The following is a 14878-nucleotide window of genomic DNA, read 5'->3' as shown; positions in this document are numbered from 1 at the left end:
TGAAGAAATTCTAGTTAAACGTTGCAATGTTTTAAATGAAATGACTAAAGAAATTAGAGATTTAACGAATTACTATTGGTTATCTGATATTTAATTTAAACCTGGTTTTCTAAACAGGATTTCGTATTAACTACCATTACCCAATAAATTAAACTGGATGCGCTACTACCAAGTCTTTCATTACTTTTAAGAATTGGTATAAGTTACAACAATTATTATTTTGAAGTGAAAGACCATTTTGTTCTCGATCTTTTGTCTCCACGTAACAATGACTAAACTCGCTAACTCTGTGAATTCTAGTTTCAAACCTTCGTCTCTTGTTACTAATGACACCAATGCCAATTAGATTAACTAAAATTGAATCGATAATAATCTATGGTATTAGTTTAGTAGTTAATGCTACAGCACTACTAATAATTCTCGCTAAACCAGAAGGAGCTTCTAAGGGTAGGTTGTGACCCCCAGATAATACCACTTTCTCGGCATCAGGCATTGCTGATTGTTGTTCTGTTAGGTCTTCATTGCGGTTGAAATTACTACGATCGCCGTAAACTAGGGTAATGGGTGCTTGAATGCGTTTGAGTAAGCCTAAATACCGCGATCGCCCAATACCGTTAAAACCAATACCTGCACGGGTACGTAATAAGGGTTCCCATCGCCATCTAACACCACCTTCACAGGGTTCGGTAATTCTTTCTGCGAGCATCATGGCGATCGATTTGGAGAGGGCGGGAGTTGTTTGGCGCAATCTTTCGGCTGCTGCTTCTACATCAGGGAATACGGGATGTTCTGGAGGGGATGCGAGATAATCTAGGTGAGTTGCTAGTTGTTGAACTGCGTCTTCTTCCCTAGCTTCGGTAGGAAGAATGGTTTCTATTAGTACTAAATTTTTTACTGATTGAGGGCGTACAGAAGCAAAAATAGCTGCCACAACTGAACCAAGGGAATGACCTACCAGGGTAAAGGCTCTACCTGCTAAAACTTCTACAATGGCATCGATATCACCTAGGAAGTCTATTAAATTATAAGAGCCTCCTTTGCCAACGCGATCGCTTTTTCCATGTCCCCTCAGATCGGGAGCGATGACGCGATAACCTCTTTGAGCTAAGCGCAGAGCGACTTCTGACCAAGCTGCACCCTGTTCTAAAATACCGTGAACACACAGTATAACAGGCCCTTCTTTGGGTCCCCAGGTACAGAGACACACTCGTAACCCTCTAATATTGACCAGAATTTCTTCCATCTTGTGTTCGATCTCAGAAATTAATTCGTCTTCTTTGGGTAGTTCGTAATCGAGTAGTATAGCAGTATTTCTTGTTGGATAATCTAAAGGAGTAGGTAAAGTAATATTGCGCCAAGCATTAGCTAGTTGAGGATCGATTTGTTTACGGTTCAAAAAGTTAGGATCGCCGATGGACATTGATGTACTACTCACACCATCCGTCATGCGGTTTCCTTGATAGGGGTTCAAAACTTCAGCACGGAAAGGAATTTCTAGAAACTCACAGACGCGCTGCATTACGGTTTCTGGTTGTGCTACTAACTCTTCATAATGAATTAGTAAAACTCGATTGGTGTGGATAGTTTGGGCAAAATCAAGGACATTTTGGTTACTTTCTGTCCAAATAGATTCTGCTAGCTGATAGGGGTTAGAATTACTCGCTCCTAAGAGCTTATCCATCCGCATTCTGGCAAAGGATTCGATGACAGCGTAAGGATGACGCACCAAATGAATATATTTAGCGTTGCTAAAAGTTGCTTCAACAGCATAGAGATTATCGAGATCGCTTGCATAGGTGGGGGATTTATCAATTAATAAGCGATCGCCTGCTAACTGCTGTAACATCTGATATACTTCGGTGGTTGATGCATTACTCGCTACGAGATCGGCAATTAATTTTTGAGCCTCTGCTGCATCGATACCTTTTAACTCCATTAAGGCTCTCTGTAAACCTTCCCCAAGATAGGATGTATCTAATTCTTGCTGTCTGTCTTGCATGGTAGCAAAGGGTAGCAAGTGTAATTCGGGGGGAGATACCAGATCGGGATGACCAGCTAACATTACCCGTAACAGGGTCGATCCAGATCGTGGACTGGAGAGGATAAAGGCGATGGGGTTATCAATTTGAGATTGATTATGGTCTGTTTGGCGACGGGATGTTTTTGGTAGGGGCGTTACATGGAACGCATCTACAGGGGTTGATTGTGGTCGATCGATAATTACAGGGCAATCGTGGGTGTTGGTAAATTCTGTTGCTAAATAGGCTGCTAAACCATCAATCTTGGGACGTTCATAAAATTCTCTTGGATACAGCATTAACTGTAAGTCTTCTTTGATGAGGTTAATTGCTTCCATCAACATCAGAGAATCCATTCCCATATCTAGCAAACTTTTAGACACAGATAAGTCTTGAGGTGCTATTTGCAGGATACCCGCGATCGCGTTTTTTAAATATCTTACTAAATATTCTTCTCTTGCATCACTAGTTAGAGCCAATAATTCACCATAAATATCTGTTTTATTGGCAGTAGTTTCTACTGTAGTAACTAATTCAGCAAAATAATTACTCTGACGAATATAAGGATAGGACTTACTTAGCTTATCCCAATCTACGGAAATCACTCCTATTTGAGCAGTATCACCCGTTAATAACTCTTCTAAAGCTGATAATCCTTGTTGAGGTTGAATTAAGTCGATTCCTGAGCGATTAAAGCCTTTTTCTTTTGCCATCCCGCCATTGTCCCAAGCACCCCAATTGATGCTTAAAGCAGGTAAATCAAGGCTGTTACGGTACTTTGCGATCGCATCTAGACTGGCATTTGCTACGGCGTAGTTACTTTGTCCTGGTGAACCTACTAATGAAGCAACTGAAGAGAATAAAACAAAGAAGTCTAAATCTAGATTTTGCGTACACAGGTGTAAATTCCACGCACCGTTTACTTTAGGAGCTAGTACTTTCTGGAATTTTGACCAAGTTTGGTTTTGCAGTAAACCGTCTTCTAATACTCCTGCGCTATGAATAATACCTTTTAGTGGGATATTACTAACAACTTTTTCAACATCATCGTAATTAGAGATATCAGCTTGAACTGTTTTTACGGTAACGCCTTGTTGCTCTAATCGATTGATTTCTTGTTGTGCTGTTGGTTTGGGTTGGCTTCTACCGACTAAAACTAAATTTTTCGCACCTTTACTTACTAACCACTGTGCAACTTGCAAGCCTAATGAGCCTAAACCACCTGTGATTAGATAGTAGCTATCAGCATCGATAGTTAATGGTTGTTTTTGGGTTGCTGTTGTTTTACTGAGACGGGGTAAGTAAATTTTGTCTTGGCGCAATGCAAGATAATCTTCTTTTTCTAGATTCCCAATAACTTTGATAATGTTGTGTGCTTCTTGTGCTATGGGTTGCCGATCGAGATCGATAATTCCGCCGTAATATTCAGGATGTTCGCTAGCGATTACTTTACCCAATCCCCAGAAAGCATTACCTAAAATAGAGTTAGCAGTTAGTTTGTCTTGTGTTGTTTGCTGTGCGCCTCTAGTAACTATATGTATGGGAGCAATTACAGATTTTTGATAGAGAGTTTGAATTAAATTAAGAATAGTAGTGTAATTCTTTTCTTGATACTGCTCTATATCCAGTGTTGATAATTCTGAAGCAGCATTACTATTCAAACTACCAAGATAAATAATCCCTTGAATATCTGTTTCTCGGTCAATTATTTTTGTGTAATCTGCTGTCTGTTGATAATTAATTTGTAGATTATTTTTAGTGGTTTTTTGATTACTGGATGAGTGAATTAATAAATAATCTCGATCGCCTTGCAATAACTGTTCGGCAATTTGTTCCCCTAATTTACTATTATCAGCAAATATCAACCATTTACCTGTAGAAAATTTAGGTTTTAAGTTACTAAGATTTTGTTCGCTTAGATGCCATTTAACTTGATAGTAATCTAAGCCATAATCCTGTTTAAAGGTTAGTTTGTTCGCTAAACCATTAACCGTATTTAGCTTTTGATTTTTTTCTAACCAATAACTTTGTCTTTGGAAAGGATAAGTCGGTAACTGTATTTTTTTACTGTTATAAACTAGTTCAAAATTCTTCCAATTAATTTTGATTCCTTGAATATATAAACTTGCTACACTTTTAATAATTTGTGACCAATCTGACTTACGTAAACGTAAACTAGGAAGACAAGACGATCCTCCCCAGCCCCCCTTGACAAGTGGGGATTCCAAAACGTTACGTCCCATTCCTAGCAGTATTGGTTTAGCACCAATTTCTAAAAAGATATTACATTCTTGCTTTTGTAACTCTTTAACTCCTTGAATAAATTGCACGGGTGCGACAACATGATTAACCCAATATTCAGCAGTTGCTATTTCTCTTCCTATTCCTTGACCTGTAACATTAGAAACTAAGGTAATTTGAGGTACATTGTATTTAATAGTTTGAGCAACCTGTTTAAAATCTTCTAAAATTGGCTGCATTAAAGGAGAATGAAAAGCATGGGAAACAGTTAATTGCTTACTACTAATTCCCTGACTTTCAAACTTACTAATTATTTCTACGATCGCTCTATTAACACCAGAAATTACAATATTATTATCGCCATTAACGGCTGCAATGCTAACTTCTTCTTGATAAGCAGCGATCGTTTCTTGAACAGTATTTTCATTAGTAAATACAGCAAACATCGAACCATTTTGCGGTAATGCTTGCATTAATTTTCCTCTTTCAGCGATTAGCTTCAGCCCATCTTCTAAAGTTAAAACTCCTGCAATGGTAGCTGCGACATATTCTCCAACACTATGACCCATTACTACATCGGGCTTAATTCCCCAAGAGAGCCACATTTGCGCTAAAGCGTATTCTAAAGCAAAGATAGCAGCTTGGGTGTATTGGGTTTGGTTTAATAGATTGTTCTTGGTTTTTTCTTCAGGATAAATAACATCAATTAAATTAGTTTTTAGCTGAGGCTGTAAAATTTCTGCACAGTGTTCTAACGCTTCACGAAATACAGGTTGAGTTTCATAGAGTTGTTTCCCCATCCCTTCATATTGTGAACCCTGTCCCGTAAACAACCAAGCTATTTTTGATTTATTACCCCGTTCTACAACGCTACTAACTATTCCAGAAGTTTTATTTCTTAATAAATAGCTATTGATTTTTTCTTGTAACTGTTGGGTGGATTCTGCGGTGATAGCTAAACGATGACTAAAGTGATTTCTTCCTACATTAGCGGTTAAACAAATATCTAATATAGCTATATCAGAATGAGTTTCTAAATAGTTTTGATATTGGATAACTAAATCCTGTAGCGCGGGTTCATTTTTCGCCGACAATGTTAACAGATGCAACGGGCGATTATTTTGTTGTAGGGACGTTTCATGAAAGGTCTCTACATTTGCCACATCACCCACAACAACATGGGCATTTGTCCCACCGAATCCAAAAGAACTAATACCTGCTAATCTGAGTTTATCTCCCTGTTGCCAACCTTTTAACTCAGTAGGAATAGTAAAAGGAGTATTTTTAAAATCGATATGAGGATTGAGACTATTAAAATTGAGATGAGGGGGAATGATTTCCTTTTGCAAACATAAAACAGTTTTGATCAATCCTGCAATACCCGCAGCAGCCTCTAAGTGTCCGATATTCGTTTTAACAGAAGATAAATAACAAGTATCATCCCCATTCAACACAGCTTTGAGAGAATTTACTTCTATAGGATCGCCTAATTTTGTTCCCGTACCGTGGGCTTCAATGTAGCTAATATCTTGAGGAGTTACACCAGCATTTACGATCGCATTTCTAATGACTTCCTGTTGTGCCAAACTGTTAGGAGCGGTTAAACCGTTACTCCGTCCATCTTGGTTAATTGCCGAACCTTTTACTACGGCTAAGACATTATCCCCATCCCGCAGCGCAGCATCCAGGGGTTTTAAAATAATTACGCCACAACCTTCCCCTCTAACGTAGCCATCTGCATCCGCATCAAAGGTTTTACACCGTCCATCTGATGCCATCATCCCAGCCTTAGAGAAGGTATGAGTCAATTCGGGGGATAATATTAAGTTTACCCCACCAGCGATCGCAGTTTGGCATTCTCCATTGCGTAAACTATTGATCGCTAAATGTACCGCTACCAAAGAAGAAGAACAAGCAGTATCGACACTAATTGAAGGACCTCTTAAATCCAGGGTGTAAGATAAACGATTAGCAGCAATACTGTGGGCGTTACCCGTACCTGCATAGGCATCTAATTCTGTACCATAATGATTTTGCAATTGGGTATAATCGCTACTGCTAATCCCAATAAATACCCCTGTTGCAGAGTTTGCCAAACTCTCAGGAGCGATCGCTGCATTCTCTAAAGCTGACCAACTAATCTCTAACAATAGTCTTTGTTGGGGATCCATTCTTTGGGTTTCGCGGGGAGTGATCCCAAAAAACTGCGGATCGAATTTATCCACATCTTGGATAAAACCACCGTAATCTGAACCAGACCAGCGATCGCATTTACTAATCGCGTCTTTCCCTTCACTTAATAGTTTCCAGAATTCTTCAGGATTGTTTGCCCCAGGAAAACGGCAATCCATACCTATAATGGCTATTGGTTGGTTGTTGGTAGCTAGTAGCTCTTGGCTCGTAGCTCTTGGCTCGTAGCTCTTGGTTGATTTTGTTAAATATGCTGCCAGACTGGATATGTTGGGGTAATCGTAAATAACTGTAGGAGATAGCTTGATATCTAAATAATCTTCCAATTCTGCGGATAATCGCACAGCTTGCACAGAATCCAACCCTATGCTAGCAAAAGGTTCTTCTGTATTAATTTCTCTTGTATTTACGTCTAGTCTTTGGGCTATGTTATTAATTAACCAATTTTCTACCGCAGATGTTTGATGGTTTTTCTTGGTGGGGGCGAAATGCCTTTCACTCCTACTGGTTGGTTGGTTAATAGATTCTCCGACAACTTTTAATGTTCCTGCGATAAATCCTGCTTTACAAGCGTGGCGTTGGATTTTTCCGCTAGAGGTTTTAGGGACAGAAGCCGTTTTCAGTAAGACAATGGTGTGGGGATTTAATTCATGATTTTGTAAGATAGCAGTACGAATTGTTTTAGTAACAGTTGCAGTGTCTAACTTTCTAATATGGGTGCGCTTTACCTCATAAGTAATTACTAATTTTTCTTGTCCATCTATATCTATAGCAAAAGCAGCACCACAACCAGCGTGTATGGCTTCATGGGCGCGATCTACTGTAAATTCAATATCTTGAGGGTAATAATTTCTTCCTCGAATGATAATTAAGTCTTTAAGCCTTCCTGTAACGAATAATTCCCCATCTTTAATAAAGCCTAAATCCCCTGTGCGGAGAAACTTCACATCAGGATAATTAGGAAGAATTGCATCAAAAGCATATTCGCTTAATTCTGTTTTGTTCCAATAGCCTTGAGCCACGCTATTACTAGCAGCCCAAACTTCCCCAATATTCCCTTCGGCGCATTGTTCTAAATTATCGGGGTTAACAATAGCTAAGTTTTGTCCAGAAACATTATTTCCACTACTAACGAGAGTAACAGCATCTTCTAAATTATCGGTTACTGCTTTATCTTCTGCTAATTTTGCTCGCTCGAAGTCTTTAAATATAGGTTGTACTTGCTTACTCCCTCCCGTAATTAAAAGGGTAGATTCCGCCATTCCATAACAAGGATAAAAAGCTGATTCACGAAAACCACAGCTAGCAAAATATTCAGTAAACTTTCTAATAGTATCGGCTCTAACAGGTTCAGCACCAGAAAAGGCTACTTGCCAACTACTAAGATCGAGATTGGCTTTTTGTTCTTCGGAAACTTGAGTCGTACACAAATCATAAGCGAAGTTTGGCCCTCCAGAAACCGTACCCCCATAGCGAGAAATCACCTCTAACCAGCGATGGGGACGCTGTAAAAAGCTTACAGGAGGCATCATATACAAAGACGATCCCACGTATATCGGCTGAAGAATTGAGCCAATTAAGCCCATATCGTGATAGGGAGGAAGCCAGGAAACAATACTGTGTTCGGGAACGATTTCAAAACAACGGTTAATTGAAGCAGAATTAGCTAGTAGGTTACGGTGACATACCATCACTCCTTTGGGCTTTCCTGTCGAACCGCTAGTGTATTGTAAAAAGGCTAGTGTTTCTGAATTAATATCTGGACGATACCAGTCAGCAGCCAGATTGGTTTTAGTAGTATCCGTAGCAATAAATTGTAGGGATGTATTGCCTTCTTCTTCAAACTTATGAGCAATTTTCTCGGCTAAGTCAGTGGTAGTAAGAGCAAATTTCGCATCAGCATCACTAACAACAGATAATAATCTTTCTATGGAGCGATTAGCGCGGGGAGGATAAGCAGGTACAGCAACTACTCCAGCATATAAACAACCCAGAAATGCTGTAACAAATTCAATTCCTGGCTGGTATAAAAGTAAGGCTCTTTCACCTGTAGCATGATAACTCTGTAGTACAGTTGCGATCGCTTTTGCTCGTTCCTGTAGCTTTTGATAACTTAAACAACTCGACTCTGTTTCACCATCCTGTAAAAAAGTGACAGCATTTTTTTCAGGATGCTTGGCTACTATACCTTGTATTCGGTCTACAAATGTGTGGTACTTATCCAATAGACTCCTCTGGCTTTGCTATTTGAATTAGTGAGACTCACTTCTATAGCTTATACAAAAGCGAGATGCTTTGTGGGATTTCCTTACAATATAGTAGAGGTTAACAGCGCAAACTGGTTAATTTTACCTTGTTTTTGTCTAAGGAAGAAGGAAGAGCCACTTAATCTAATTTCGCTCAGATTTTTGCCGTAAGAATCAGTAGAAGAGGTTCAGCAGCCAGGGTGTTTGGGTTTTGGAAGATGAGGAGTAACGACAATAGGTTCAGCAGTTAAAACAATTTCACCTTGCTGATTAACCATCCATCCCTGGATAGAATTAACTGAAGGAATGTAATTCTCACTACTAGCAGTATTTTGAGGAGATAGTTCTGCTGAATTTTCAGTTTTTATCATACGCCAATCTTCCCAAGTGTGTTCGGAAACCAAAGAGCTTTTCGCTGCTAAAGGAACACCACCACGACCAGTTTGGATATATTGGTTTTGCCGATTAGCATAACAATAATTAGGAGTTAAATTCGGGGTGACTTTTACGAGTTCTACTTGAGCATCTGACTCTGTTCTATCTAGTTGAGTATCAGAATTTATCAGTGTAACAGTGCCATCTGTACCCAAATTAGAACTAACTGTAATATCACTAAATGGGGTCAGTTCGTCTTGAAGAGCAATGCCAAAAATACCAGCAGCTTCTATACTAATATTGCCTCCTTGACCAAATTCAGCATTAGCAGTGATATCGCTATTATCTTGAGGAGAAGTAATTAAGAATTCTGTACCGATATCAATATTACCTCCATTACCATTACCACCCACAGAAGCAGAAATATCACTTTGATTGCGAAGTTCTAAATTGTAATCTATTTGAAGATTAATATTTCCGCCATCGCTTTGTAGAGTTGCTGCTGAAATCTCACTATTGTTGGTAATGTTTAGTGACTGTGTTTGAATATCAATATTTCCTGCATCTCCTGTGCCTGAAGAACCAACACTAATTGCACTTTCGTTATCGATAACCAGATTACCCGTTTGTATGTTAATGTTTCCAGCCTTTCCTGAACCTACTGTATTGCTTATAATCAGACTACCATTTGCTATGTTGACAGATTCCAAGGCGACTATAGTGATATTTCCACCATCACCTGTTGCAGGAATGATTTCTTCTGTAATCCGATTAAAAGATTCACTAGAACTACTTGTTATTTGTCCAGAATCTTCAATAACTAATCTTTGAGTAGTAATTGTAATATTTCCCGCATTGCCATCTCTTATGGTAGAGCTTATTAAACTGCTGGGTCTAAGAATTCCACCCCTAAAAAGATTATTACCACTAATGGTTAATTGTTCGGCTGCATTAATAGTTAAAGCTCCTCCTGCTATATTTCCCTGAGTAGGAGTTAATATTTGTGAGCCATTATAAATATTAATATTTTTACCTTGTAGTTTAATTGCGCCTGCTGTTTCTTGGCTACTGGCATCTAAAGTTGAAGGAACTAAAGACTCGCTCAAAGTACCATCATTTGCTAGTCTAAAACCTTCTCTATTGGTTAAAGTAATGTCTGAAAAATTTTGTACTGCTTGATAATTGAAATCTACACCAGATTGAGTTGTGTCCAAACCAACTATACTATTTGCACCCACACTAGCTAACTCAATATTGCTTCCTAAAGAAGTCACATTTCCGCCTTCTAAGATTATTTCCCCACCAATTAAAGCCAAAGTTTGATTAGATCGCTGTATTTGAAGTCCCGCAGGATTACCATTAGAATTAAACTCATTACTGGAGAGTGCTTTTTGAGGAGATTGTGCTTTGTTCATAATAGTTCCTGGTTGATTGCCAAACTGCAATCCAATAGGGACATTAACTGTTAGTAAGGGTTTTTCCCTGGCAGGATTAGCGATAAACTGATTACCATCAGCAAAATTAATGCTATTAGCTGTGGTAGCAATAAAAGAACCATTAACGTTGAGGCTGGCTTTTTCCCCAAACACAATTCCATTAGGGTTCATTAAAAATAAATTAGCATTACCAGATACTCCTAAATCACCGAGAATTTGCGAAATATTGTTACCAGTAACTCTGCTAAAAATATTGGTTACACCATCAGGATTAGCAAAGTTAACACTTTCTGCTTCTCTAACATTAAATTCCCTAAAGCTATGAAATAAATTTTCTCCTCTAATAGCTCCGCCATCTATTTGTTGTCGATCTGAAGTGGAAGTTACTTGAGAGCTTTCGTTTCCCAGGGTATTGTCGGGAGTAACTTGGGCTAAAACAAGATTACAAGGAAGATTAAAACATTGAATAAAAATTAAACCAGCAGTAAAACTAATGGAATTAAGATAGTTGTATAGTGACAAATTCATAAATTATGTTGTCAAATGCCGTTAATTAACTGTAAATCAATTAACAGCATTTTAAATTAAATTAGTAGCAAGCTCCAATTATGGTTGTCTCCAGCAACAAAATCCCACACCAGGAAAACAAGGGCAAAAGAGTACGACACTAGAAGCAACAAAGGTATTAGACTCAGAAATAAAATTAACATTGAGGTCAAAGTCTCCTTTTTCCAGCAGCTTTAGTTCTTGACCAATAACGTCACTGGATCTGTATTTCATTTCTGCTTGATTGAACCGATTATTAGCCTCTAAACTTAAGCCTTGGGAATTAGGATTAAAACATTCACTGTTCAAAGTAGAATCAATGGTTTCTGCTTCTCCTACTGTCTGTGCTACTGTACGATCAGAACCTGCGATCGCCATTATAGCTAATCCCAAAATAGCTGCACTTAAAAGCTTTGATGTAGTTCTCATGATTTTTCTCTACTAATTGGCATCAATTTGGCTTGAATTACTGACGCGATGTATTAACGGTCATCGATCGAGATAAAATTATGATTATCTCCAGCAACAAAATCCTGCAACAGGGTGGCAAGGGCAATAGAGTAAGACACCAGAGGTGTTTCTGGTCTTAGGCTTAGGTTTGGTCTTAGGTTTAGGTTTGGTCTTAGACTTAGCAATCCAATTAACATTGAGGTCAAATTCCCCTTTTTCTGGTAATGTTAGTTCTTGACCAATAACGCCACTAGCTCTGTATTGCATTTCTGCTTTATGGAAGCGATTATTAGTTTCTACACTTAAACCTTGGGAATTAGGATTAAAACATTCACTGTTCAAAGTAGAATCAATGGTTTCTGTTTCTCTTACTGTCTGTGCTACTGTACGATCAGAACCTGCGATCGCCATTGTAGCTAATCCCAAAATAGCTACACTGAAAAGCTTTGATGTAGTTCTCATGATTTTTTTCTACTAATTTGCACAAATTTGGGTTGAATTACTGACACAAAGTCTAAAAGATCATTTCAAGATATAATTATGATTATTTCCAGCAACAAAATCCCGCACCAATAAAACAAGGCCAACAAAGTCTAGCACTAGAAACAGCAAAGGTATTAGATTTAGAAGTAAAACTAACAGTTATGTCAAAATCTCCTTTTTTGGGTAAACCTAGCTTATCCCCAATAACTAGACTTAATTCATATTGCATTTCTGCTTTATTGAGCCAATCCTGAACGACTGCATTTAAGTCTTGGGAATTGAGAGTGGAAGATTTATTACTAGCAACAGGAGCAATCGGCTCGGTTTTTACAATTTTATCTTTATACTCAAAGGCAACAACTAAATCCTCATTTTGAGAAAAGCCAAACTTTTCGAGAGTTGGTCTTAAACCAAAGAGGATGTCAGCTTTACACACAATTTCAGTAATTTTGTCCATGTTCTTTAAGTATTTATAGAGACTCCAGTAGTTACTTATTGGGACAAGAGGGATTTTATGCAGTTTGTAATTTTTTGTAGTTTCTCTTTACGTAAATACACATAAAATTACAAATTACTTACAAATGTTTTTGACCAAAAAATGTCTAAGTCCCGCTAATAATAAATTAATTCAAAGTACTGTAAGGTAAGTAATACTTATCACCCTACAATGTTTTTTTGCTGACTAAACTGCTCTATTTAAAGCAACAAAAGCTAGCACCAGGAAAGCAAGGACAATATAATTTGCTACCAGAAGCAGTAAAGGTCTTAGGCTCAGAAATAAAATTTACATTGAGGTCAAAGTCTCTTTTTTCTGGTAAATTTAGTTCTTGACCAATAACGTCACTATATCTATATTGCATTTGCGCTTTATGGAAGCGATTATTAGTTTCTACACTTAAACCTTGGGAAATAGGATTAAAACATTCACTGTTCAAAGTAGAATCAATGGCTTCTGATTCTCTTACTGTCTGTGCTACTGTATGATTAGAACCTGCAATCGCAATTGTGGCTAATCCGAAAATAGCTGCACTTAAAAGTTTTGTTGTAGTTTTCATGATTTTTCTCTAATAATTGGCACAAATTTATAGAGACTCCAGTAATTACTTCTTGGAACAAGAAGGATTTTATACAGTTTGTAATTGTTGGTTACATATATTTACGTAAATTAATATTCAACCCATGTTTTTTTACAAAACTCGGATGATACTGGGAATACTGTCAATGGCATCTAGGTCTTTAATTTCTGCTAATGCTTGACGAAAATCTCCTTCTTTAACGTCATGGGTAACTACTACAATTTCGGCTAAGTCTTCTTGAAAACCAATTTGCACCACAGATTCTAGGCTGACACCATGATTACCAAAACAAGTACCCAAATAACCGATAACTCCTGGTACGTCTTTACAAAGAAAACGAGTATAAAAACGAGTCGTAATTTCAGTTAAAGGTAATAAGTTGGCGTAGTGTTGATGGGAACAACTTAATAGAGGATCGAGATTAGTACGACGATCGCTACTCTTGAGAATACCGACAATGTTAACAATATCTGATACTACCGCACTAGCAGTTGCTCCTTTTCCCGCACCTGGCCCAAAAAACATGACTTGTCCTAAAGGTTCGCCTTCTACCAAGACAGCATTGTAAACATCGTTAATGTTGGATAGGGGATGCTCTTTCGGCACTAAAGTAGGATGAACTCTAATCTGTAAGGGTTGTCCTTTACCGCCTTTTGCGATCGCCAATAATTTAATTACAAAACCTAAATCTTCAGCATAGTTAATATCAGTAGCACTAATTTGTCGAATGCCTTCACAGGAAATCTCTTCTCTTTTAACTCTCTCTCCAAAAGCGATCGAAGCCAAAATACTAATTTTATCCGCAGCATCTCCTCCATCCACATCGGCGGAGGGATCGGCTTCAGCGTAACCTAATTGTTGTGCCTCTGCTAACACATCAGCAAAATCTGAACCTTCTGCTGCCATTTTGGTCAAGATATAGTTAGTAGTACCGTTGATAATGCCAATGACACTTTGAATGCGATTGACCCCTAAAGACTGTTTCAAGGGTTTAATGACAGGAATCCCTCCCGCTACAGCAGCTTCTAAGAGAACGTAAACCCCTGCTTCATTGGCTGCGGAATAGATTTCATCACCATAACGCGCAATTACCGCCTTATTTGCCGTAACAATGTGTTTTCCGTTAGCAATAGCCATTAAAATAAGCGATCGCGCAGGTTCTAACCCCCCCAGTAATTCCACTACAATATCAATCTCAGGATCGGTAACAATAGCTTCTAAATCCGTGGTCATTACATCAGCAGAAAGCTCAACCTCACGGGTTTTATCGAGCGATCGTACTCCTGCTTGTTTGATATTAATTTCTTTTAATAAAGGGTTTCTCCCGAAGTTATCTAATATAATTTCTGCTGTTCCTGTGCCAACTGTACCTAGACCTAATAAGCCAATATTGAAAACCACGATCTTTACTTAGACTGTAATTGCTGCTTTACAATTTTATACGCTTTCATCCCCACCTTTAATATTTTGGATATTTACTAGGTCGGCGGGAATCAAAATGAGGAATGAGCAATTGGTGGTTACTAGTCCTTAATCGGTAAAGCATCTGTCCCTAAAGTAAGTAGGTAAGCAAAATTATTTGTACCCCACCTTCCGCACGTCAAAATGTAATACTTAGGAATTCAGGAACATTAAGCAGTTAATCCTTAAGAAATTCAGCCAAAATAATTGTTTTCGATATGGTTCGGAAATAATATGCTTAGAATGTAAATTATTATCATTAGTTGTAACTTATTGAGAATAATTAACCATAAAAAATTCAGTCTTTGATAGATATTTACAAAACCCAAATTAATTTATATTCTCACCATTAAAAA

At 38.1% G+C, this 14878-nt stretch carries 7 protein-coding genes; all 7 read right to left on the bottom strand.

Annotated features, from left to right (window positions below; translation table 11 throughout):
- Window positions 1-373: 373 nt before the first annotated feature.
- Window positions 374-8674, bottom strand: a complete 8301-nt coding sequence (locus tag H1P_RS22015; RefSeq protein WP_144871376.1) for a hybrid fatty acyl-AMP ligase/type I polyketide synthase — start codon at window positions 8672-8674, stop codon at window positions 374-376.
- 209 nt (window positions 8675-8883) lie between these two features.
- The gene (locus H1P_RS22010; RefSeq protein WP_144871374.1) at window positions 8884-11034 is read right to left on the bottom strand and encodes a two-partner secretion domain-containing protein; all 2151 of its coding nucleotides are present in this window, start codon (window positions 11032-11034) and stop codon (window positions 8884-8886) included.
- 78 nt (window positions 11035-11112) lie between these two features.
- Window positions 11113-11481, bottom strand: coding sequence for a hypothetical protein (locus tag H1P_RS22005; protein ID WP_144871372.1), 369 nt, complete (start codon window positions 11479-11481; stop codon window positions 11113-11115).
- 84 nt (window positions 11482-11565) lie between these two features.
- Window positions 11566-11964, bottom strand: a complete 399-nt coding sequence (locus H1P_RS22000; protein ID WP_144871370.1) for a hypothetical protein — start codon at window positions 11962-11964, stop codon at window positions 11566-11568.
- A gap of 82 nt (window positions 11965-12046) precedes the next feature.
- Complete coding sequence (locus H1P_RS21995; protein WP_144871368.1) at window positions 12047-12442, bottom strand: hypothetical protein; 396 nt, start codon at window positions 12440-12442, stop codon at window positions 12047-12049.
- Window positions 12443-12677: 235 nt separating this feature from the next.
- Complete coding sequence (locus tag H1P_RS21990) at window positions 12678-13040, bottom strand: hypothetical protein (RefSeq protein ID WP_144871366.1); 363 nt, start codon at window positions 13038-13040, stop codon at window positions 12678-12680.
- Window positions 13041-13172: 132 nt separating this feature from the next.
- Window positions 13173-14462, bottom strand: a complete 1290-nt coding sequence (locus H1P_RS21985; protein WP_144871364.1) for a homoserine dehydrogenase — start codon at window positions 14460-14462, stop codon at window positions 13173-13175.
- Between the last annotated feature and the right edge of the window lie 416 nt (window positions 14463-14878).

It is taken from the genome of Hyella patelloides LEGE 07179 (genome assembly GCF_900659865.1).
Classification (GTDB): domain Bacteria; phylum Cyanobacteriota; class Cyanobacteriia; order Cyanobacteriales; family Xenococcaceae; genus Hyella; species Hyella patelloides.
This window is presented reverse-complemented; position numbering and strand designations above follow the sequence as displayed.